Annotated in this window: 22 protein-coding genes; 12 read left to right on the top strand and 10 right to left on the bottom strand. The window is 64.5% G+C overall.

Going from position 1 to position 19,990, the window contains the following annotated elements:
• The first annotated feature begins 30 nt into the window (after nt 1-30).
• From AC1MHZ_RS01825 to AC1MHZ_RS01840, 4 genes are read left to right on the top strand one after another with little or no spacing between them, the layout of a single operon-like run.
• Entirely contained in the window at nt 31-465 is a 435-nt protein-coding gene (locus AC1MHZ_RS01825) for a DUF4426 domain-containing protein (protein WP_084853810.1), read from the top strand.
• Nucleotides 462-1,058, top strand: coding sequence for an RdgB/HAM1 family non-canonical purine NTP pyrophosphatase (gene rdgB / locus AC1MHZ_RS01830; protein WP_084853808.1), 597 nt, complete (start codon nt 462-464; stop codon nt 1,056-1,058). Before AC1MHZ_RS01825 ends, rdgB begins: the two co-directional genes overlap by 4 nt.
• Nucleotides 1,055-2,242 carry a radical SAM family heme chaperone HemW gene (gene hemW / locus AC1MHZ_RS01835; protein ID WP_482965964.1) on the top strand — a complete coding sequence of 396 codons (1,188 nt, stop codon included), beginning with the start codon at nt 1,055-1,057 and terminating at the stop codon, nt 2,240-2,242. Before rdgB ends, hemW begins: the two co-directional genes overlap by 4 nt.
• A 9-nt stretch (nt 2,243-2,251) precedes the next feature.
• The gene (locus AC1MHZ_RS01840) at nt 2,252-2,578 is read left to right on the top strand and encodes a DUF3392 domain-containing protein (protein ID WP_084853804.1); all 327 of its coding nucleotides are present in this window, start codon (nt 2,252-2,254) and stop codon (nt 2,576-2,578) included.
• 178 nt (nt 2,579-2,756) lie between these two features.
• Here AC1MHZ_RS01840 and trmB read toward each other — a convergent pair whose 3' ends face one another.
• From trmB to AC1MHZ_RS01860, 4 genes are all read right to left on the bottom strand, one after another.
• Nucleotides 2,757-3,479, bottom strand: coding sequence for a tRNA (guanosine(46)-N7)-methyltransferase TrmB (gene trmB, locus AC1MHZ_RS01845; RefSeq protein WP_084853802.1), 723 nt, complete (start codon nt 3,477-3,479; stop codon nt 2,757-2,759).
• Nucleotides 3,480-3,488: 9 nt separating this feature from the next.
• Nucleotides 3,489-4,283: a thiazole synthase gene (locus AC1MHZ_RS01850; protein WP_043208630.1), complete on the bottom strand. Its 795-nt coding sequence runs from the start codon at nt 4,281-4,283 to the stop codon at nt 3,489-3,491.
• Between the two features lie 54 nt (nt 4,284-4,337).
• Nucleotides 4,338-4,538: a sulfur carrier protein ThiS gene (thiS, locus tag AC1MHZ_RS01855; protein ID WP_084854288.1), complete on the bottom strand. Its 201-nt coding sequence runs from the start codon at nt 4,536-4,538 to the stop codon at nt 4,338-4,340.
• 103 nt (nt 4,539-4,641) lie between these two features.
• Nucleotides 4,642-5,013, bottom strand: coding sequence for a DUF423 domain-containing protein (locus AC1MHZ_RS01860; protein ID WP_084853800.1), 372 nt, complete (start codon nt 5,011-5,013; stop codon nt 4,642-4,644).
• A gap of 64 nt (nt 5,014-5,077) precedes the next feature.
• Here AC1MHZ_RS01860 and mtgA point away from each other — a divergent pair, with 64 nt between their 5' ends.
• Nucleotides 5,078-5,776 carry a monofunctional biosynthetic peptidoglycan transglycosylase gene (gene mtgA, locus AC1MHZ_RS01865; RefSeq protein ID WP_084854286.1) on the top strand — a complete coding sequence of 233 codons (699 nt, stop codon included), beginning with the start codon at nt 5,078-5,080 and terminating at the stop codon, nt 5,774-5,776.
• A 74-nt stretch (nt 5,777-5,850) separates the two neighbouring features.
• Here mtgA and rpoH read toward each other — a convergent pair whose 3' ends face one another.
• From rpoH to ftsY, 4 genes are all read right to left on the bottom strand, one after another.
• A complete protein-coding gene (gene rpoH / locus AC1MHZ_RS01870; protein WP_084853798.1) occupies nt 5,851-6,705 on the bottom strand; it encodes an RNA polymerase sigma factor RpoH in 855 nt (284 codons plus the stop codon).
• 110 nt (nt 6,706-6,815) lie between these two features.
• The gene (gene ftsX, locus AC1MHZ_RS01875) at nt 6,816-7,841 is read right to left on the bottom strand and encodes a permease-like cell division protein FtsX (protein WP_084853796.1); all 1,026 of its coding nucleotides are present in this window, start codon (nt 7,839-7,841) and stop codon (nt 6,816-6,818) included.
• Nucleotides 7,838-8,509 (bottom strand): cell division ATP-binding protein FtsE, encoded by a 672-nt coding sequence (gene ftsE / locus AC1MHZ_RS01880; protein ID WP_084853794.1) that lies wholly within the window; start codon nt 8,507-8,509, stop codon nt 7,838-7,840. The genes ftsX and ftsE overlap by 4 nt, the downstream gene beginning before the upstream one ends.
• On the bottom strand, nt 8,506-9,957 hold the full coding sequence (ftsY, locus tag AC1MHZ_RS01885) for a signal recognition particle-docking protein FtsY (protein ID WP_482965965.1): 1,452 nt from the start codon (nt 9,955-9,957) through the stop codon (nt 8,506-8,508). The genes ftsE and ftsY overlap by 4 nt, the downstream gene beginning before the upstream one ends.
• 230 nt (nt 9,958-10,187) lie before the next feature.
• Between ftsY and AC1MHZ_RS01890 the strand changes: the two genes are divergently transcribed.
• From AC1MHZ_RS01890 to AC1MHZ_RS01915, 6 genes are all read left to right on the top strand, one after another.
• Nucleotides 10,188-11,543 carry a M16 family metallopeptidase gene (locus tag AC1MHZ_RS01890; protein ID WP_084853790.1) on the top strand — a complete coding sequence of 452 codons (1,356 nt, stop codon included), beginning with the start codon at nt 10,188-10,190 and terminating at the stop codon, nt 11,541-11,543.
• On the top strand, nt 11,536-13,032 hold the full coding sequence (locus AC1MHZ_RS01895; RefSeq protein WP_482965966.1) for a M16 family metallopeptidase: 1,497 nt from the start codon (nt 11,536-11,538) through the stop codon (nt 13,030-13,032). Before AC1MHZ_RS01890 ends, AC1MHZ_RS01895 begins: the two co-directional genes overlap by 8 nt.
• The gene (gene rsmD, locus AC1MHZ_RS01900; RefSeq protein WP_324813646.1) at nt 13,032-13,634 is read left to right on the top strand and encodes a 16S rRNA (guanine(966)-N(2))-methyltransferase RsmD; all 603 of its coding nucleotides are present in this window, start codon (nt 13,032-13,034) and stop codon (nt 13,632-13,634) included. Before AC1MHZ_RS01895 ends, rsmD begins: the two co-directional genes overlap by 1 nt.
• An 88-nt stretch (nt 13,635-13,722) precedes the next feature.
• Nucleotides 13,723-15,066, top strand: a complete 1,344-nt coding sequence (locus tag AC1MHZ_RS01905) for a M16 family metallopeptidase (RefSeq protein WP_482965967.1) — start codon at nt 13,723-13,725, stop codon at nt 15,064-15,066.
• Nucleotides 15,063-16,478 (top strand): M16 family metallopeptidase, encoded by a 1,416-nt coding sequence (locus tag AC1MHZ_RS01910; RefSeq protein ID WP_482965968.1) that lies wholly within the window; start codon nt 15,063-15,065, stop codon nt 16,476-16,478. Before AC1MHZ_RS01905 ends, AC1MHZ_RS01910 begins: the two co-directional genes overlap by 4 nt.
• 47 nt (nt 16,479-16,525) lie before the next feature.
• A complete protein-coding gene (locus AC1MHZ_RS01915; protein ID WP_084853782.1) occupies nt 16,526-17,521 on the top strand; it encodes a hydrolase in 996 nt (331 codons plus the stop codon).
• Between the two features lie 106 nt (nt 17,522-17,627).
• Here the strand turns inward: AC1MHZ_RS01915 and AC1MHZ_RS01920 are convergent, their stop codons facing one another.
• Together AC1MHZ_RS01920 and AC1MHZ_RS01925 are read right to left on the bottom strand one after the other, a co-directional pair.
• Nucleotides 17,628-18,482: a sulfurtransferase gene (locus AC1MHZ_RS01920; protein WP_324818850.1), complete on the bottom strand. Its 855-nt coding sequence runs from the start codon at nt 18,480-18,482 to the stop codon at nt 17,628-17,630.
• Nucleotides 18,483-18,517: 35 nt separating this feature from the next.
• On the bottom strand, nt 18,518-19,183 hold the full coding sequence (locus AC1MHZ_RS01925; RefSeq protein WP_084853781.1) for a TetR/AcrR family transcriptional regulator: 666 nt from the start codon (nt 19,181-19,183) through the stop codon (nt 18,518-18,520).
• A 229-nt stretch (nt 19,184-19,412) separates the two neighbouring features.
• Here AC1MHZ_RS01925 and coaD point away from each other — a divergent pair, with 229 nt between their 5' ends.
• Nucleotides 19,413-19,892: a pantetheine-phosphate adenylyltransferase gene (gene coaD, locus AC1MHZ_RS01930; protein WP_003249065.1), complete on the top strand. Its 480-nt coding sequence runs from the start codon at nt 19,413-19,415 to the stop codon at nt 19,890-19,892.
• Nucleotides 19,893-19,990: the final 98 nt, after the last annotated feature.

Raw genomic sequence — 19,990 nt, forward strand, 5'->3', positions numbered from 1 at the left:
CTCGCGTCCAACCCATTGGAGGATTGCACCATGCGTCGCCTAGCCCTATTCCTGATCAGCCTGTGCCTGGCCCTGCCGGTACTGGCCGCAGACCCCGCCAGGCCGGAGCGCAAGGAAGTCTTCGGCGACGTCACGGTGCATTACAGCGCCTTCACCTCGAGCATGCTGCAGCCGGACGTGGCCGCCGCCACGGGCCTGACCCGCAGCAAGAACCAGGGCGTGCTCAACATTGCCGTGCTCAAGGCCGGCAAGCCAGGCATGGCGGTGGTCAGCGGCACGGTGAAGGACCTGACCGGGCGTAGCAGCCCGCTGTCGTTCAAGCAGATCAGCGACCAGGGCGCGGTGTACTACATCGCCCAGTTCAAGATCGAACAGCCGGAAACCCTGACCTTCGACGTCAACGTCGAAACCGGCGGTGTCAGCCATAAACTCAGCTTCAACCAGGAAGTGTTCCCAGGCGAATGATGAATTTCCAGCAACTCGTATTGGCCAGCCACAACGCCGGCAAACTCAAGGAACTGCAGGCCATGCTCGGCGAGTCCGTGCACCTGCGCTCGATCGGCGAATTCAGCCAGGTGGAGCCTGAGGAGACCGGCCTGTCGTTCGTCGAGAACGCCATCCTCAAGGCCCGCAATGCCGCACGCATCTCCGGCCTGCCCGCCCTGGCGGACGACTCGGGCCTTGCGGTGGACTGCCTCGGCGGCGCTCCGGGCATCTACTCGGCGCGCTACGCCGATGGCAAAGGCGATGCGGCGAACAACGCCAAGCTGCTCGAAGCCTTGAAGGACGTTCCGGTCGAGGAGCGCGGCGCGCAGTTCGTCTGTGTCCTGGCCCTGGTGCGTCATGCCGAGGACCCATTGCCCATCCTCTGCGAAGGCCTGTGGCACGGCAGCATCCTGTTCGAAGCCAGCGGCGAGCACGGCTTCGGCTACGACCCGCTGTTCTGGGTGCCGGAGCGCAAGTGCTCCAGCGCCGACCTCAGCCCCCTGGAAAAGAACCAGCTCAGCCACCGCGCCCGCGCCATGGCCCTGCTGCGTCAACGTCTGGGCCTGAAATGACCGAAACGCTGTCCACCCAGCCGCGCCATCCTGGTGCGGCGGGTTTCGCCACGCTGCCACCCCTGGCCCTGTATATCCACATTCCGTGGTGCGTGCGCAAATGCCCCTATTGCGACTTCAATTCCCATGCCGCCGGCCCTAAGCTGCCGGAAGAGGCGTACGTCGATGCCCTGCTGACCGACCTGGACCAGGAGATGGGCGCCGTGCAGGACCGCGTGCTCAGTTCGATCTTCTTCGGCGGCGGCACGCCGAGCCTGTTCAGCGCCAATGCCTTGGGGCGGTTGCTGCGCGGCGTGGAGCAGCGCATCCCGTTCGCCACGGACATCGAGATCACCTTGGAGGCCAACCCCGGGACCTTCGAGCAGGAGAAGTTCAAGGCCTACCGGCAAACGGGCATCAACCGCCTGTCCATCGGCGTGCAGAGCTTCCAGCCAGCCAAGCTCCAGGCCCTGGGGCGCATCCACAACGGCGACGAGGCGGTCCGCGCTGCCGGCATGGCAAGGGCAGCCGGCTTCGACAATTTCAACATGGACCTGATGCACGGCCTGCCCGACCAGTCGCTGGAGGATGCCCTGGCAGATCTGCGCCAAGCCATCGACCTGGGGCCGACCCATTTGTCCTGGTACCAACTGACCGTCGAGCCGAACACCGTATTCTGGAACCAGCCACCAGAGTTGCCCGAAGACGACATCCTGTGGGACATCCAGGAAGCCGGGCAGGCCTTGATGGCCACGAACGGCTTCCAGCAGTACGAAGTTTCGGCCTATGCCCAGGCGGGCCGCGCCGCCAGGCACAACCTCAATTACTGGCGCTTTGGCGACTTCATCGGTATCGGTGCCGGCGCCCACGGCAAACTGACCTTCGCCGATGGGCGCATCCTGCGCACCTGGAAGACCCGCCTGCCCAAGGACTACCTGAACCTGGCCAAGCCATTCAAGGCCGGGGAAAAACGGCTACCGGTGGACGAACTACCCTTCGAATTCCTGATGAATGCCCTGCGCCTGACCCAAGGGGTGGAAGCCGAGCTGTTCAGCCAACGCACCGGGCTTGCGCTTTCGCAGTTGGCAGAAGCCAGGCGCGAGGCAGAACGAAAGGGCCTTTTGCAGGTCGAACCGGATCGGCTGGTGGCTACGCCCCGGGGCCAGCTGTTTCTCAATGACCTGTTGCAGTACTTCTTGACCTAAGGATGACCCATGGATCTGGTACTTGATCTGCTCGCGACCGTTTCTCGTTGGAGCCGCAGCAACCTGTCGGAAATCTCCCTGGCCTTGGTAGGCTGCTTGCTGGTGCTGTTCGGCACAGACATCAAGGGCTGGGTGGAAGGACGCCTGGGTGGCCTGGCCGGCGCCCTGCGCGTGCCCTTCATGGCGCTGCTGGTGATGATCGGCAGCGGCGCCGCGTTGATCTACGCAACGCCCTGGGTGGTGAAGGGGCTGGCCCAGTTCAACAACTACGCCCTGGCGCCGGTGCTGCTGGTGGTGCTGATCCTGATCGGCGTGGTGGCAGACCGCCGCGGCTGATCCGCTGACGCCCATCGCCGGCAAGCCGGCTCCCACAGTGATTTCGCAAGTCTTCAGAGCGGCGCAATCCCGGTGGGAGCTGGCGACAGCGTGCGATGGGCTGCAAAGCAGCCCAAGTGCAGCCGATAAGGCTTGACTGAGTGGCGTTATCGTCCTGAGGGCGGTTTATTGAAACCGATCACTCGACCTTTTCGAACTTCAGGTCCCAAACACCATGGCCAAGGCGCTCGCCACGGCGCTCGAACTTGGTGATCGGGCGCTCTGTCGGGCGTGGGACATAGGTGCCATCAGGCGACTGGTTACGGTAACCCGGCGCGACATTCATCACCTCCAGCATGTGCTCAGCGTACGGCTCCCAGTCGGTGGCCATATGGAACACGCCGCCTACCTTGAGCTTGCGACGCACCAGCTCAGCGAACTCCGGCTGGACGATGCGGCGCTTGTGATGGCGAGCCTTGTGCCATGGGTCGGGGAAGAACAGCATCAAACGGTCGAGGCTGTTGTCGGCCACGCAGCGGTTGAGCACCTCGATGGCGTCGCAATCGTACACCCGCAGGTTCTTCAGGCCCTGGGTCAATACGCCATTGAGCAGTGCACCGACACCCGGACGGTGCACTTCGACACCGATGAAATCCAACTCAGGCGCGGCCGCGGCCATCTCCAGCAGGGAATGGCCCATGCCGAAGCCGATCTCCAGGGTGCGCGGCGCCGAACGGCCGAACACCTGGTCGTAGTCCACCGGGCTGTCGGCCAGGGGCAGGATGAACAGGGGGCCGCCCTGCTCCAGGCCGCGTTGCTGGCCTTCGGTCATACGCCCGGCGCGCATCACGAAACTTTTGATGCGGCGGTGCGGGCGGGCTTCGCCGTCGGTGGTGATCGGCGTGTCTTGCGATTCAGTCATCAGGGGCTCTTACTTGATCAGACCTTCCAGCGGCGACGAGGCGCTGGCATAGAGTTTCTTCGGCATGCGCCCGGCCAGGTAGGCCATGCGACCAGCGACGATGGCGTGCTTCATGGCCTCAGCCATCAGCACCGGCTGCTGGGCATGGGCAATGGCCGAATTCATCAGCACTGCCTCGCAACCCATCTCCATGGCGATGGTGGCGTCGGAAGCGGTACCTACGCCGGCATCGACCAGCACCGGCACCTTGGATTCTTCCAGGATGATCTGCAGGTTGTAGGGGTTGCAGATGCCCAGGCCGGTGCCGATCAGGCCCGCCAGCGGCATCACCGCGATGCAGCCGGCTTCGGCCAGCTGACGGGCGATGATCGGGTCGTCGCTGGTGTACACCATCACGTCGAAACCGTCCTTGACCAGCACTTCGGCGGCCTTGAGGGTCTCGATGACGTTGGGGAACAGGGTCTTCTGGTCGGCCAGCACTTCCAGCTTGACCAGGTTGTGGCCGTCGAGCAGCTCACGGGCCAGACGGCAGGTGCGCACCGCTTCGACGGCGTCGTAGCAACCGGCAGTGTTCGGCAGGATGGTGTAGCGGTCCGGCGGCAGCACATCGAGCAGGTTCGGCTCACCCGGGTTCTGGCCGATGTTGGTGCGGCGCACGGCAACGGTGACGATCTCGGCACCCGAGGCTTCGATGGCCAGGCGGGTTTCTTCCATGTCACGGTACTTGCCGGTGCCGACCAGCAGGCGCGACTGGAAAGTGCGCCCGGCCAGGGTGAAGGGCTTGTCGCTACGAACGTTGCTCATCGTGGATCCTCTGGAAAAGGTTGCGGGGCTTGCAGGTGAATCGCCAGACGGGACTCAGCCGCCACCGATGGCATGGACCACTTCGACCTGGTCGCCTTCGCTCAGCTGCGTGCTTTCGTGCTGGCTGCGCGGGACGATATCCAGGTTCAGTTCCACCGCCACCCGGCGGCCGGCGAGCTCCAGCCGGCCCAGCAGGGACGCGACGCTCTCGCCATCGGGCAATTCGTAAGGTTCACCGTTCAGTTGAATGCGCATGCGCACGGCCACCATTGTGCTTTGGGGGTCCGCATTCTAGCCCCGATCCGCATTCCAACCCAAGGGTGGCCGACGCCATTAGTCGCGATTGTGGACCACTTGGTCAGCTCAGGCGCCAGGCGGCCAGCCCCAGGCACAACCAGCCGGCCAGGAAACACAGGCCACCGATGGGTGTGATAATACCAAGCTTGCCCAGGCCGCTCAGGGTCAGCACATACAGGCTGCCGGAGAACAGCACGATCCCCATGGCGAACAGCCCACCGGCCCAACCGACCAGGCGCCCGGGCAGGTGCACCGAGAGCAGCGCGACACCAAGCAGGGCCAGGGCATGCACCAGTTGATAGGTCACGCCGGTCTGGAAGATCGCCAGGTAATCGGCGCTCAGGCGGCTCTTCAGGCCATGGGCGGCGAAAGCCCCCAGGCCCACGCCGGTGAAGCCGAAGAAGGCAGCGAGTATCAGGAAGCTGCGAAGCATGGGACGACTCCTGGAAACGGGTCTGTATAATGGCCCGTTCCACCGGTCCGGCCAAGCCATCACCATGTTGTCATCCCTAATCCGCCGCCTCGTCCGCGCCCTGCTCTGGTTCGCCGCCGGCAGCATCGTCGTGGTGCTGGCCCTGCGCTGGGTGCCGCCGCCGGGTACGGCATTGATGGTCGAGCGCAAGGTGCAGTCATGGGTCAGCGGCGAGCCGATCGACCTGCAGCGGGACTGGACGCCCTGGGAACGGATCTCCGATGAACTCAAGGTGGCGGTCATCGCCGGTGAGGACCAGAAGTTCGCCAACCATTGGGGCTTCGACCTGCCGGCCATCCAGGCTGCGCTGGCCTACAACGAGCGCGGCGGCAAGATCCGCGGGGCCAGCACCCTGACCCAGCAGGTGGCCAAGAACCTGTTCCTGTGGTCCGGCCGAAGCTGGCTGCGCAAGGGGCTGGAAGCGTGGTTCACGGCGCTGATCGAGCTGTTCTGGTCCAAGCAGCGGATCCTGGAGGTCTACCTGAACAGCGCCGAATGGGGCAAAGGAGTATTCGGCGCCCAGGCGGCTGCCCGCTACCACTTCGGTGTGGATGCCAGCCGCCTTTCGCGCCAACAAGCCGCGCAACTGGCGGCCGTGCTGCCCAGCCCGTTGAAGTGGAGCGCCAGCCGACCCAGTGCCTATGTGGCCAACCGCGCCGGCTGGATCCGCCGGCAAATGAGCCAGTTGGGCGGGCCCAGCTACCTGATGCAGCTTCGCCCCTGAACACTGCGCACCCCCGACAAAAAAGCCGCTGCCTCTTCCGAGAACAGCGGCTTTGTACATCCAGCCAAGGGTGATCAGACCGTGATCAACGCCTTGACCTTGTTCATCGCGTTCTTTTCCAACTGACGGATACGCTCCGCCGATACGCTGTACTTATCCGCCAGCTCATGCAAGGTAGCCTTTTCCTCGGCCAGCCAGCGCTGGTAGAGAATGTCCCGGCTGCGCTCGTCCAGGCCCTGCAGGGCATCGTGCAGGTTGCTGGTGGAGTTGTCGCTCCAGTCGGCATCCTCCAGCTGTACGGCCGGGTCGTAGCGGTGGTCTTCCAGGTAATGCGCAGGCGACTGGAAGGCGCTGTCATCGTCGGCCTCGGCGGCCGGGTCGAAGGCCATGTCCTGGCCACTCAGGCGGCTTTCCATCTCGCGCACTTCACGCGGCTCCACCCCCAGGCTCTCGGCCACGCGATGGACTTCGTCATTGTTCAGCCAGGCCAGGCGCTTCTTCTGGCTGCGCAGGTTGAAGAACAGCTTGCGCTGGGCCTTGGTGGTCGCCACCTTGACGATACGCCAGTTGCGCAGGATGAACTCATGGATCTCGGCCTTGATCCAGTGCACCGCAAAGGACACCAGGCGCACGCCCATTTCCGGATTGAAACGCTTTACAGCTTTCATCAGGCCAACGTTGCCTTCCTGGATAAGGTCGGCCTGGGCCAGCCCATAGCCTGCATAGCTACGGGCGATATGTACGACGAAACGCAGGTGGGCCATCACCATTTGCCGAGCGGCCTCGAGATCCTGCTCATAGTAGAGACGCTCGGCCAGTTCACGCTCCTGCTCGACCGTCAGCAACGGGATGCTGTTGACCGTGTGCACGTAGGCTTCCAGGTTTGCACCGGGAACCAGGGCATAGGCAGGTTGCAACGAAGTGGTCATTAAGTACCTCCGACTCACGAACTCGTGCCTTTTGGGCACTGCCAACATTGACCGGAAACCGCGAAACAAGTTCCCAGAATGATAAGAAAGTCAATGCTGGCGTAAAAGCATTATCGTGGTGCCAGCTCGTTCAGGTGACGAGCGACCGCGATCCACGCACCGATATACCCCAACAGTACAGCACCGATCAAGAGCGAAAGTCCATCCGACCCTGGTACACCTGCCAGGGCGAAATCACTGCCATACAACCCGGAAAGGTCCACGACCGCATCGTTGAGCCAGTCCAGCGAGAAGGCCAGGATCCCCCAGGCCAGCACACCGGCGCCCAGGCCGTAGAGCGCGCCCATGTAGAGGAAGGGTCGACGGACATAGCTGTCGGTCCCCCCCACCAGCTTGATCACTTCGATCTCGATGCGGCGGTTCTCGATATGTAGACGAATTGTGTTACCGATTACTAACAACAGAGCCGAAACGAGCATCACAGCCAGGCCGAACACGAAGCGATCGCCCAGCTTGAGGATCGCCGCCAGGCGTTCCACCCAGACCAGGTCCAGCTGTGCCGCCTCGACCTTCGGCAGTTCCGCCAGGCGCTGACGCAGGGCCTCCAGGGCCGGCTTGTCGACCTCGGTCGGGGTCACCACCACCACGCCGGGCAGTGGGTTGTCCGGTAATTCGCGCAGCGCCTCGCCAAGGCCCGACTGCTGCTGGAACTCCTCCAAGGCCTGCTCGCGGCTGACGTACTGGGCATCGGCCACGCCAGGCATGGCCTTGATTTCGTCCCGTAGCGCCTCGCCTTCCTTGCTACCCGCATCGAGTTGCAGGTACAGGGAAATCTGCGCGGCACGCTGCCAGGAACCGCCCAGCTTCTCGACATTCTTGAGCAGCAATGACAGGCCCATGGGCATGCTCAGCGCCACGGCCATCACCAGGCAGGTGAAGAAACTACCGATCGGCTGCTTGCCCAGGCGACGCAGGCTGTCGGCCAGACTGGCCCGGTGGCTTTCCAGCCAGGCGTGCAGCAAGGTGCGGAAGTCCGGGCCATCGTCGTCGTGGCCGCCGCGCTGCTTGTTCGGCTGCGGGTCGGCGGCTTTCGGCGCGACGCGCTCGGAGACCTTCGGCGTACGTGTCGTGTTCATTGCCCGGCCTCCCCATCGCCGATCAAGCGACCGCGCTGCAAGGTCAGCATGCGGTGACGCATGCGCGCGATCAGCGCCAGGTCGTGGCTGGCGATCAATACCGTGGTGCCCAGGCGGTTGATGTCCTCGAACACGCCCATGATCTCGGCGGCCAGGCGCGGGTCGAGGTTACCGGTGGGTTCGTCGGCCAGCAGTAAGGCCGGCTGGTGGACGATGGCGCGGGCGATGCCCACCCGCTGTTGCTGCCCGGTGGAGAGGTCCGCCGGGAACAGCTCGCCCTTATCGCTCAGGGACACTCGCTCCAGCGCCGAATCCACGCGTTTGGCGATCTCGGGCTTGGACAGCCCGAGAATCTGCAGCGGCAACGCGATGTTGTTGAACACCGTGCGGTCGAACAGCAGTTGGTGGTTCTGGAAGACCACGCCGATCTGCCGACGCAGGAAAGGAATCTGTGCGTTGCTGATCTGCCCCAGATCCTGGCCGGCCAGCATCAGCTTGCCGCTGGTGGGGCGTTCCATGGCCAGCAACAGGCGCAGCAAGGTGCTCTTGCCCGCGCCCGAGTGGCCGGTGACGAACAGGAACTCGCCCCGGCGCGCCCGGAAGCTCAGCTCGTGCAGGCCGACATGGCCGTTGGGATAGCGCTTGGCAACCTGTTCGAATCGGATCATGGATGCTCCCGCTCGGCAAACAAGGCTTTGACGAAAGGCTCGGCTTCGAAGGTGCGCAGGTCGTCGATACCTTCGCCGACACCGATGAAGCGGATCGGCAGGTTGAACTGCTTGGCCAGGGCGAAGATCACCCCGCCTTTTGCGGTACCGTCCAGCTTGGTCAGGGCCAGGCCGGTCAGCTCGACGCTCTGGTTGAAGTACTTGGCCTGGCTGATTGCGTTCTGCCCGGTACCGGCGTCCAGTACCAGCAGGACCTCATGGGGCGCCTCGGCATCGAGCTTGCCGATGACCCGGCGCACCTTCTTCAGCTCTTCCATCAGGTTGTCCTTGGTGTGCAGGCGACCGGCAGTATCGGCGATCAGCACATCCACGCCGCGAGCCTTGGCGGCCTGCACGGCATCGAAGATCACCGAGGCAGAGTCAGCACCGGTGTGCTGGGCGATGACCGGGATCTGGTTGCGCTCGCCCCACACCTGCAGCTGCTCCACCGCCGCGGCGCGGAAGGTATCGCCGGCGGCCAGCATGACTTTCTTGCCCTCCAACTGCAGCTTCTTGGCCAGCTTGCCGATCGTGGTGGTCTTGCCGGCACCGTTCACGCCGACCACGAGGATCACGTAGGGCTTGGTCTGCGACTGGATCTTCAGCGGCTGTTCGACCGGGCGCAGCAGCGCGGCCAGTTCTTCCTGCAGCGACCTGTACAGCGCATCGGCGTCGGCCAGTTGCTTGCGGGCGACCTTCTGGGTCAGGTTCTGCACGATCACCGAGGTGGCCTCGACGCCCACGTCGGCGGTCAGCAGGCGGGTCTCGATTTCGTCGAGCAGGTCGTCATCGATGGCTTTCTTGCCCAGGAACAGGCTGGCCATGCCCTCGCCGATGCTGGCGCTGGTCTTGGACAGGCCCTGCTTGAGGCGGGCGAAGAAGCCGACCTTGGCTTGCTCGGTGGCGACAGGTGCCGGAGCGGCCGGCTCGGGCTCAGGCTCGGCGACAGGGCGCTCGGGAATGGCCGGCGGCGCTTTCTGTTCGAGGTCCGGCACCAGGGCCACCGGCTCTTCGGCTACCGGCAACACCAGGTTGCTGACCGGTGCAGTGGGCTCGGGCACCGGTTCCACGACCGGTTGCACGGCTTGCAGCGGCATGGACGCCACAGGCTCCGGTGCAGGCGCCTGCACCGGCACGGACGCGACCGGCTCCGGCCGTGGCGCCTGCAGGGGCTCGGAGGCGACAGGCTCGGGAACTGGCGCTTGCACGACCGGGGCCACGGGCTCGACCGGAGCAACCTCGGGCTGCTCGACGGGGGCCTGCGGCGCAGCCGGTTCTACGGCCTGCGGTTCAGGGGTTTGTGGCTGTTCGGCGACAGGTTGCTGCGGCTTCTTGCGAAACCAGCTGAACAGGCCTTTCTTCTCGCCAGCCTCGGCCGGCGCTTTTTTGTCGTCGTTGGAACCAAACATGGAAGACGGCTATCTCAGGGTAGCGATGGGCCACCAGTGGCGCATCGGGAATTCTCTAAACGCAGAACAGACTATTTTGAATCCGGCTGGTTCATGCGCAATATTTTGTCGCCAAGCCCGCAGGCCAGAACGGCGACAGGCATGGTCGCCAGGCAACCGGATCAGTATCCTAGCACCTCCTGGCCCGCCGACGCTAAGCCAAGCGGGCCGCCGTACAGGTTATCCAATGTATGAATGCTCTAGCCCGCCGCGCCGCTGGCCTGTTGCTCAGCACGCTCTGCCTGCCGTTCGCGGCCCTGGCCGCCGATCTGCAACCCACCCATGAGTTCATCCTCGACAACGGCCTGAAGGTGGTCGTGCGCGAGGACCACCGCGCGCCGGTGGTGGTCTCCCAGATCTGGTACAAGGTCGGCTCCAGCTACGAGACGCCGGGCCAGACCGGCCTGTCCCACGCCCTCGAGCACATGATGTTCAAGGGCAGCGCCAAGGTCGGCCCGGGCGAGGCCTCGCGCATCCTGCGCGACCTCGGCGCCGAGGAAAACGCCTTCACCAGCGACGACTACACCGCCTACTACCAGGTGCTCGCCCGCGACCGCCTGCCGGTGGCCCTGGAGCTGGAGGCCGACCGCCTGGCCAGCCTGCGCCTGCCGGCCGACGAGTTCAGCCGCGAGATCGAGGTCATCAAGGAAGAACGCCGCCTGCGCACCGACGACCAGCCCAACGCCAAGGCCTTCGAACTGTTCCGCGCCATGGCCTACCCGGCCAGTGGCTACCACACGCCGACCATCGGCTGGATGGCCGACCTGGAGCGCATGAAGGTCGAGGAGCTGCGTCATTGGTACGAGTCCTGGTACGCGCCGAACAATGCCACCCTGGTGGTGGTCGGCGATGTCACGCCCGAGGAGGTCAAGGGCCTGGCGCAGAAATACTTCGGTGCCATCCCCAAGCGCGCGGTACCTCCGGCCAAGCTGCCCCTGGAGCTGGCCGAGCCCGGCCTGCGCCAGCTGACCCTGCATGTACGCACCCAACTGCCGAGCCTGATCTACGGCTTCAACGTGCCGGGCCTGGCCACCGCCAAGGACCCGCGCACCGTCCATGCCCTACGCCTGATCTCTGCCCTGCTCGACGGCGGCTACAGCGCGCGCATGCCGGCGCGCCTGGAGCGCGGCCAGGAGCTGGTGGCCGGCGCCTCGTCGGGCTACAACGCCTTCACCCGGGGTGACAGCCTGTTCATGATCTCGGCCACGCCGAACGTGCAGAAGCAGAAGTCCCTCGCCGACGTGGAAAAAGGCATCTGGCAACTGCTCGACGAACTCAAGACCACGCCGCCTACCGCCGAGGAGCTCGAGCGCGTGCGCGCCCAGGTGATCGCCGGCCTGGTCTACGACCGCGATTCCATCAGCAGCCAGGCTACCACCATCGGCCAGCTGGAAACCGTGGGCCTGTCCTGGAAGCTGATCGACAGCGAACTGGACGAGCTCAAACGCGTGACCCCGCAGGACATCCAGGACGCCGCACGCACCTACTTCACCCGCGAACGCCTGAGCGTTGCCCATGTACTGCCCGAGGAGTCCGCTCATGAGTGATCGCAGCGCCCCCCGCTATACCCTGCTTGGCCTCGGCATCATCGCCGTGGTGGTGGCCCTGGCCCTCGTCCTGGCCCGCCCGGCCCAGTCGGGCAGCAGCGCCGAAGGCAAGGCTCCGGCGGCCCGCCCGGCCAATACCCTGCAGTCCTTGGCCGAGCTGGACGGCAAGGCGCCTACCCGGCGCACGCTGAACATCCAGAACTGGAACACCGCCGAAGGTGCCCGTGTGCTGTTCGTCGAGGCACGTGAGCTGCCGATGTTCGACCTGCGCCTGACCTTCGCCGCCGGCAGCAGCCAGGACGGCGACGTGCCGGGCCTGGCGACACTGACCAACGCCATGCTCAACGAAGGCGTGGCCGGCAAGGACGTCACCGCCATCGCCCAGGGCTTCGAAAGCCTGGGGGCTGATTTCGGCAACGGCTCCTACCGTGACATGGCCGTGGCCACGCTGCGCAGCCTCAGCACCCCGGACAAGCGCGAGCCGGCCCTGAAGCTGTTCGCCGACGTGGTGGGCAAGCCGACCTTCCCGGAGGATGCCCTCAAGCGCATCAAGAACCAACTGTTGGCCGGTTTCGAGTACGAAAAGCAGAACCCGGGCAAGATCGCCGGCAAGGCCTTGTTCGCCAAGCTCTACGGCGATCACCCCTATGCCCACCCGAGCGATGGCACCGCCCAGAGCGTCTCCGGCATCACCCTGGATCAGCTGCGCGCCTTCCATGCCAAGGCCTACACAGCCGGCAACGCGGTGATCGCCCTGGTCGGCGATCTCAGCCGCGCCGAAGCCGAAGCCATCGCCGCCCAGGTGTCCGCCGCCCTGCCCAAGGGCCCGGCGCTGCCCAAGCCCGCTGAGCCTGCCGAGCCCAAGGCGGGCCTGACCCACATCGACTTCCCGAGCAAGCAGACCCACCTGATGCTCGCCGAGATGGGCATCGACCGCCAGGACCCGGACTGGGCAGCCCTGTCCCTGGGTAACCAGATCCTCGGCGGCGGTGCCTTCGGCACTCGCCTGATGAGCGAAGTACGCGAGAAACGCGGCCTGACCTACGGCGTCTATTCGGCCTTCAGCCCGATGCAGGTACGCGGCCCGTTCATGATCAACCTGCAGACCCGCGCCGAACTCAGCGAAGCGACCCTCAAGCTGGTCCAGGACATCCTCGCCGACTATCTCGAGCAGGGCCCTACCCAGCAAGAGCTGGACGATGCCAAGCGCGAGCTGGCCGGCAGCTTCCCGTTGTCCAACGCCAGCAATTCGAGCATCGTCGGCCAGCTGGGTGCCATCGGCTTCTACAACCTGCCGCTGACCTGGCTGGAGGACTTCATGCAGCAGTCCCAAGCCCTGACCGTCGAACAGGTCAAGGCGGCACTGAACAAGCACCTGGCCGTGGACAAGCTGGTGATCGTCACCGTCGGCCCGACCGTGGCGCAGAAACCGCTGCCACCGCCCACTGACAAACCCGCCGAGCAGCCGCTTGGCGTACCGGAGCACTAATGGCCAAGCCAACCCACACCGCCCGCCCGGGCCCGGCCCACAGCAAGGGGCAAGGCCACCTGCGTATCATTGCCGGCGAGTGGCGCAGCCGTCGCCTGGCCGTGCCGGACGGCGAAGGCCTGCGCCCGACGCCGGACCGCGTGCGCGAAACCCTGTTCAACTGGCTGGCGCCCTATATCGAGGGTGCCCAGGTACTCGACGCCTTCACCGGCAGCGGTGCCCTGGTGCTCGAGGCCCTGTCCCGCGGGGCTGAGGATGCCGTGGCCCTGGACAGCAACCCGGCGGCCATCGCCAACCTGAAGAACAACCTCGAGATCCTGCGCTGCCCACGCGGCCAGATTCTGCAGACCGATGCCCTGCGCTATCTGCAGAACCCGGCGAAGCAGGAGTTCGACCTGGTGTTCCTCGACCCTCCGTTCCATCAGGACCTATTGACCAACGCCTGCAACCTGCTCGAGCAAAACCAATGGCTACGTGAACAGGCCTGGATCTACACCGAGAGCGAAGCCGCGCCCTCCTCCCTGCAGATGCCCGGCAATTGGCGCCTGCACAGGGAGAAAAAGACCGGGCAGGTGCATTACGCCCTCTGGCAACGAGGCTGACGCCACCGCCTGCCTAACTATGTAACGCAGGCGGCCTCCACCTTTCGCTGAAGCTGCTCCGGCCTATACCCACAAGAGCACTTCAGCGATGCCTTCTCCCTTGCAATGCCCCGACGCCGAGGCGATCTCCGCCAGCCTGGGCGTGCTCGCATCTGCCAGGATGCCTGCCATCCAGCATTTCACCCTGGACAACGGCCTTTCGGTCTACCTGTGCGAAAATCACAGTGCACCATTGGTGGCGGTCCAGATCTGGTATCACATCGGCGCGAGCCATGAACCGCCTGGGCGCTCGAACCTGTCTCACCTGCTCGAACACCTGATATTCAGAGGCAGCAGCAAGTTACCGGCAGGGCTCTATTCGCGCCTGATCGCTCGCCTGGGCGGTGTAGCCAACGCGACCACCCACAGTGATTCCACCGTTTTTGAAATCACCTTGCCCGCCGCCCGGCTGCCGGTGGCACTGGAACTGATGGCAGACGCCATGAACACTGCAAACTTCGACCGGACAGTGTTCGAGCTGGAAGTCCGGGCCGTCGAAAGCGAGCGTCGCCTCAAGGTAGGTGGCTCGTCGCTCCAACGAGCATATGAACAGCACCAGAAACTCGCCTACGGTGACACACCCTATGCAGAGCCCAGCTTCGGCCATGCGATCGACTTGGCGGACATGGACCTGGCGACGGTCCATACCTGGTACCGCACCTGGTACCACCCCAACAATGCGAGCCTCGTGGTCGTTGGTGCGGCCAACCTGCAGCAGCTTCGCCAGCAGGTCGAAACCTACTTCGCGGCGTTGCCGCCCGCGCCATTGCGTGACAAACCCTCGCTTCGGCACTCAGGCGAGCTCAAGGAACGCGACCAACAGCTCGTCGAACCAACACTCCCAAATGCCCTGTTCATGTCGTTCAACGTTCCGAGCCACGCCACTGCGCCGTCGGTGGAGACGATGCCAGCCCTGCGCCTGCTCGCAGCGATTCTAGGCGATGGCTTCAGTGCGCTGCTCTACAGCCACCTGGTCCGAGATCGACTGCTCCTCAGGGGCGTCTCTGTCAACTATGACCACCAGCTGCAGGGAGACTCGCTGTTCACCCTCATGGCATTCATGGCCCCCAACAGCGCTTTCACGCCCCAGCAAGCGGCTATAGAGATCTGGCAATTGATCGATGGACTGCGAAGCACACCCTTGCCGGAGCACGTGCTCCAAGGCCAGAAACTCCGCTTGCTTGCCCGTGAACTCCATGAACGCTCCAAGCTCGAGGAAAAGGCAACGCGGATCGGACGTGCTGCCGCGGCTGGGTTGGACCCGACCGCCTTGGCAGAGCTGCCGAGCTTCCTTCAGAACCTGTCCAGCACGACCTTGCAACAAGTCGCGACCGATTACTTGTCCCGGGAACGCCTGACAACCACCTACCTCCTGCAAGGAGCGCCAGCATGACCGATACGTCCTTTTACTCCACGGCACATGACACCTGCGTGTCCCCGGTGGACTACAGCCTCGGCACGTTGCTGGAAAACCTGACCTCGCTCCAGGAGGTCGATCTCAGGCATTTCCAACCCCTGTCGCCTGAAATCCATCGCTGGCATACGAAGGAAGGCGCCCAGGTGCATCTCGTACCCATCCACGACTGGCCTGTCTTCGACCTGGTGCTGCGCTTCAAGGCGGGCAGTGCCGCTGATGGCGACACCCTTGGGCTGGCGGCACTCGCACTCTACACACTCGACCAAGGCACAGGGGACCTCGACGCGGCCCGGTTCGCCGACCGCTTGGAGGGGCTGGGCGCGACCCTGGATAGAAAAATCAGCCAGGACTACGCCATCGTCAGCCTGCGAGGCCTGAGTACGCCTGCGCTGCGTGACGGTGCGATGCAGCTGGTCACTGCGATGGTCGCCAAGCCGGCCTTTCGTGACGCCGACATCGGGAAGATCCGCGAACGCCTGGTCAATTACCATCGAAGCAACACCCGCAGCGCACGGACCCTGTTGTTCGAGGAGACCGCGCGCCGTCTGTTCAGCGGGCATCCCTACGCAACCTCGCCTGCCGGCACACCCGAGGGCCTTGCCGGTATAACGCCGGAACAAGTGGTCGCTTTCCATCGCAAGGCCTATTCAGCTCAGAACCTCGAAATCGGATTGGTCGGCGACCTGTCGCTTGAAGAAGCCGAAACCCTCGTCGCATCCCTGACCCAGGCATTGCCACGCCAGTGGATGTCAATCACGCCCGCTCCACTGCCCCTGTCCAAGGCCCAGCCATTGCATATCGAGCGATCCGGGGCCAGCACCACGGTCCTGCTTACACTCCCACTGCACACCTACCCCACGGACACGGACTACCCAGCCTTGTTGATGGCAGATGAAATGCTCGGCGGCAGTTTCGAGTCGCGCCTGACGGCGGAACTGCGCACCCGCCGAGCCCTCACCTATACCGTCAGCTCCAACCTGGTGCCCATGGATGCAGGTTGCCTCTGGCACATCATGTGGGAGGTCCAACCGCAATACCGGGATGCTTCCCAGGCGTTGGTATCGAACCTGGTCAACTGCTTCATCCAGCATGGCCCCTCACTGGGCGAATGCGAGTTCGCCCTGAACCAGACCGCAGGCAAGCTGCTACGCGCCATGGCCAACAGCGCAGCCCTCGCCATAGGCCTGGTGAACCTTGGCAACCAGAACCTGCCCGCCGATCACCTGGCGACGCTCTTGGACAAACTCGCGACGCTGACCTCGGAGGACATCCGCCAGGCTGCCCGCGGGCTGAACATGCAGCACGCCTGTTTCGCCAGCCTTGGGCCCTCCGTCGAGCAGCAACCGCTGCCCACAACCGCGACCATTGGCGAACCGACCCACCAATAGGCAACGCTTCATGGCAAGCTAGGCAGGCACAACACGAGTCGCCCAGCATGCCAAGCCCTGCCCCAGCCCGTTTCGTTCCCGCCGTCGGCCTCTCCAACCCGCACCTGCAAACGTTGTGGGGGCCGCTGTGGCGTAAGCTCGCCGACCTGCCGCGTACCCGCGAACGCCTGTGGCTGGCCGATGGCGACTTCCTCGACCTCGACTGGCACGGCCCGCACCAGGCCGATACGCCTGTGGTCCTGGTGTTGCACGGCCTGACCGGCTCGTCCCACTCGCCCTATGTGAAAGGCTTGCAACAGGCGTTGCAGGCGCGCGGCTGGGCCAGCGTCGCGGTGAACTGGCGTGGTTGCTCCGGTGAACCGAACCTGTTGGCACGCAGCTACCACTCCGGCGCGAGCGAAGACCTGGCTGAAGCCGTTCGCCACCTGCGCGCCCAACGGCCCCTGGCGCCGCTGTATGCGGTGGGCTATTCGCTGGGGGGCAATGTATTGCTCAAATACCTGGGTGAAAGTGGCTCGGCCAGCCAACTGGAAGCGGCGGTTGCCGTGTCGGTGCCGTTTCGTCTGGACCAGTGCGCCGATCGCATCGGCCTGGGGTTTTCCAAGGTCTACCAGGCACATTTCATGCGCGAAATGCGGGCGTACGTACAGCGCAAGCAACAGCATTTTCGCGACAATGGCCACCTCGAGGGCCTGGCCGAACTGGAAAGGCTGGGGTCGTTGCGCAACCTGCGCACCTTCTGGGACTTCGACGGCAAGATCACGGCACCGCTCAATGGTTTTCGCGACGCCCATGATTATTACCGACGTGCGTCAAGCCGCTATTACCTGGGCGGAAACCGAACGCCGACCTTGATCATCCATTCCAGCGATGATCCGTTCGTGTTCAGGCACAGCCTGCCCGGCAGGGACGAATTGGCGCCGCAGACTCATTTCGAGCTGCATGCACGTGGCGGGCATGTGGGATTTGTCGAGGGGAGCCTGCGTAACCCAGGGTATTACCTTGAGCGCAGGATCCCGCAATGGCTGGCCGAGGGGACTTGAACGCCAGGGCCCCGATCGCCGGCAAGCCGGCTCCCACCGAGATTGCGCCGCTTTCAAGACTTGCGAAATCCCTGTGGGAGCCGGCTTGCCGGCGATAGGGGCCAGCTCAGTCCCCCCTGGCCACGCCACGCGACGGGTCGTTGATCCATTCACTCCACGAGCCTGCATACAGCCGCCCCAGCGGATACCCCGCCAACGCCAGGGCGAACAGGTTGTGGCACGCGGTCACACCGGACCCGCAGTAGGCCACCACCTGTTCCGGTGCCCGGCCTGCGAGCTTTTCGGCAAAGCGCTGCTTGAGTTGGTCCGCAGGCAGGAAACGCCCATCCGGCCCCAGGTTGTCGGTGAACGCCGCGCACTGGGCGCCGGGAATATGCCCGGCCACAGGGTCGATCGGCTCGACCTCGCCGCGAAAACGCGGCAAGCCGCGGGCATCGATCAGGGTCAGCTCCGGCGCGCCCAGGCGCTTGGCCAGGTGTTCGGCGTCGATCACCAGCTTCATGTCCGGCTTGCCGGTGAAGTTCCCTCCGCGCCGGGCCGGTGGGTCGAGGCTCAACGGCAGGCGTGATGCATGCCACGCCTTCAAGCCACCATCGAGAATGAACACACCATCGCGCTTGCCCAGCCAGGCCAGCAGCCACCAGGCACGGGCGGCGAATGCACCCGGGCCGTCGTCGTACAGCACCACCTGGCTGTCGTTGTCCACGCCCCAGTCGCGCAGCCGCTCCTGCAGCCGCTGCGGGTCAGGCAACGGATGACGGCCGGTATGGCCTTTGATCACAGGCCCGCTCAGGTCACGCTCCAGGTCAGCGAAGTGCGCGCCGGCGATATGCCCCTGGGCATAGCTGCGCTGGCCATAATCCACATCCTCCAGGGCAAAACGACAATCGAGGACCACCAGCCCCGGCGCTTCCAAGCGCTCGGCCAACTGCAGTGGGGTGATCAATTGCGCAAGGGGCATGACAATCTCCTGATCGATGGCACGAAAACCCTGGTTCATTGCTCCAGGGCCTGGTTGAAGGGAACGTGGAACTCGTCGCAGAGGGCATCCACGGCGGTGCGGGCACTGGGCGTGACGAAGCCCAGCTCCAGCAACAGCACCTGGTAGACACCGCGCTTGAAGGCTTCTTCGCCCAGGTGGGCGGAATGCTCGCGGGTGGTGCTGAGAAAACGCACCCAGGATGTCAGGACGATCCAGGCGTTGATGGTCAACGATTCGATCTGCGCCGCGTCCATCGCCAGGATGCCGGCATCGACGAACCCCCGGTAGATGGCCTGGGCCTGCTGCAGGCAACGCTGGGAGAAGCGCCGGTAGCGGGCCGCCAGCTCAGGGTCGCTCTCGAGCAGATGCTCGAGGTCGCGGTGCAGGAAACGGTAGTTCCACATCGCGGCCAGCAGGGCCTTGAGGTAGAAACGCTTGTCCTCGACCGTGGCGGCCCGCCCCTGAGGCGGGCGCAGGAAGCTGTCCACCAGCTCTTCGTACTGGCTGAACAGCACGGCGATGATCGCCTGCTTGTTGGGGAAGTGGTAGTACAGGTTGCCGGGCGAAATTTCCATATGCGCGGCAATGTGGTTGGTGCTGACGCTGCGTTCGCCCTGCTGGTTGAACAGCTCCAGGCTGTTCTGCACGATGCGCTCTCGGGTCTTCATGCGCGGGGCCATGCTCAGCTCCATGTTCTGCGATGCTTCATCTTACGGCGTATCGGCCAAAGGATGTACCGATGGTTTGTGTGGGGTTTGCTCCCGCACTACGCCCAATGCCTGTCACAGGGCGCATGACAAGCCACGGGCTGGCTGTCTATAGTGCCCCCAATCGGCCGCGCGACTTGGCCGGGCGCAGTCGCTGCGCTACCATCCGACTCCCCAACGCACTCCCAGCCAGGATGACGCGATGAACCGAGTGTTGTACCCGGGTACTTTCGACCCCATTACCAAAGGCCATGGCGACCTGGTCGAGCGCGCCTCGCGTCTGTTCGACCATGTGATCATCGCGGTGGCGGCCAGCCCGAAGAAGAACCCGCTGTTCCCCTTGGAACAACGCGTGGAACTGGCCCGTGAGGTCACCAAGCACCTGCCCAATGTCGAAGTCATCGGTTTTTCCAGCCTGCTGGCGCACTTCGCCAAGGAACAAGGTGCCAATGTGTTCCTGCGCGGCCTGCGCGCGGTGTCGGACTTCGAGTACGAGTTCCAGCTGGCCAACATGAACCGCCAGTTGGCGCCGGACGTCGAGAGCCTGTTCTTGACGCCTTCGGAGCGCTACTCGTTCATTTCCTCGACGCTGGTCCGGGAAATCGCCGCGCTGGGCGGCGACATCAGCAAGTTCGTCCACCCAGTGGTGGCTGACGCGCTGACCGAACGCTTCAAGAAGTGACCGCCACCGCCTGATCATCGCGCCCGCGTGCACTGCGGGCGCGAATGCGGCACAATTGTGCCCACTGGTTTGATACATGCCCGGGCCAAGAGCCCCGG

The organism is Pseudomonas sp. FA-1 (genome assembly GCF_056856075.1).

Coding starts and splice junctions, on each gene's coding strand:
- AC1MHZ_RS01825 (WP_084853810.1), top strand. CDS start 31: ATGCGTCGCCTAGCCCTATTCCTGATCAGCCTGTGCCTGGCCCTGCCG.
- rdgB (WP_084853808.1), top strand. CDS start 462: ATGATGAATTTCCAGCAACTCGTATTGGCCAGCCACAACGCCGGCAAA.
- hemW (WP_482965964.1), top strand. CDS start 1,055: ATGACCGAAACGCTGTCCACCCAGCCGCGCCATCCTGGTGCGGCGGGT.
- AC1MHZ_RS01840 (WP_084853804.1), top strand. CDS start 2,252: ATGGATCTGGTACTTGATCTGCTCGCGACCGTTTCTCGTTGGAGCCGC.
- trmB (WP_084853802.1), bottom strand. CDS start 3,479: ATGACTGAATCGCAAGACACGCCGATCACCACCGACGGCGAAGCCCGC.
- AC1MHZ_RS01850 (WP_043208630.1), bottom strand. CDS start 4,283: ATGAGCAACGTTCGTAGCGACAAGCCCTTCACCCTGGCCGGGCGCACT.
- thiS (WP_084854288.1), bottom strand. CDS start 4,538: ATGCGCATTCAACTGAACGGTGAACCTTACGAATTGCCCGATGGCGAG.
- AC1MHZ_RS01860 (WP_084853800.1), bottom strand. CDS start 5,013: ATGCTTCGCAGCTTCCTGATACTCGCTGCCTTCTTCGGCTTCACCGGC.
- mtgA (WP_084854286.1), top strand. CDS start 5,078: ATGTTGTCATCCCTAATCCGCCGCCTCGTCCGCGCCCTGCTCTGGTTC.
- rpoH (WP_084853798.1), bottom strand. CDS start 6,705: ATGACCACTTCGTTGCAACCTGCCTATGCCCTGGTTCCCGGTGCAAAC.
- ftsX (WP_084853796.1), bottom strand. CDS start 7,841: ATGAACACGACACGTACGCCGAAGGTCTCCGAGCGCGTCGCGCCGAAA.
- ftsE (WP_084853794.1), bottom strand. CDS start 8,509: ATGATCCGATTCGAACAGGTTGCCAAGCGCTATCCCAACGGCCATGTC.
- ftsY (WP_482965965.1), bottom strand. CDS start 9,957: ATGTTTGGTTCCAACGACGACAAAAAAGCGCCGGCCGAGGCTGGCGAG.
- AC1MHZ_RS01890 (WP_084853790.1), top strand. CDS start 10,188: ATGAATGCTCTAGCCCGCCGCGCCGCTGGCCTGTTGCTCAGCACGCTC.
- AC1MHZ_RS01895 (WP_482965966.1), top strand. CDS start 11,536: ATGAGTGATCGCAGCGCCCCCCGCTATACCCTGCTTGGCCTCGGCATC.
- rsmD (WP_324813646.1), top strand. CDS start 13,032: ATGGCCAAGCCAACCCACACCGCCCGCCCGGGCCCGGCCCACAGCAAG.
- AC1MHZ_RS01905 (WP_482965967.1), top strand. CDS start 13,723: ATGCCTTCTCCCTTGCAATGCCCCGACGCCGAGGCGATCTCCGCCAGC.
- AC1MHZ_RS01910 (WP_482965968.1), top strand. CDS start 15,063: ATGACCGATACGTCCTTTTACTCCACGGCACATGACACCTGCGTGTCC.
- AC1MHZ_RS01915 (WP_084853782.1), top strand. CDS start 16,526: ATGCCAAGCCCTGCCCCAGCCCGTTTCGTTCCCGCCGTCGGCCTCTCC.
- AC1MHZ_RS01920 (WP_324818850.1), bottom strand. CDS start 18,482: ATGCCCCTTGCGCAATTGATCACCCCACTGCAGTTGGCCGAGCGCTTG.
- AC1MHZ_RS01925 (WP_084853781.1), bottom strand. CDS start 19,183: ATGGCCCCGCGCATGAAGACCCGAGAGCGCATCGTGCAGAACAGCCTG.
- coaD (WP_003249065.1), top strand. CDS start 19,413: ATGAACCGAGTGTTGTACCCGGGTACTTTCGACCCCATTACCAAAGGC.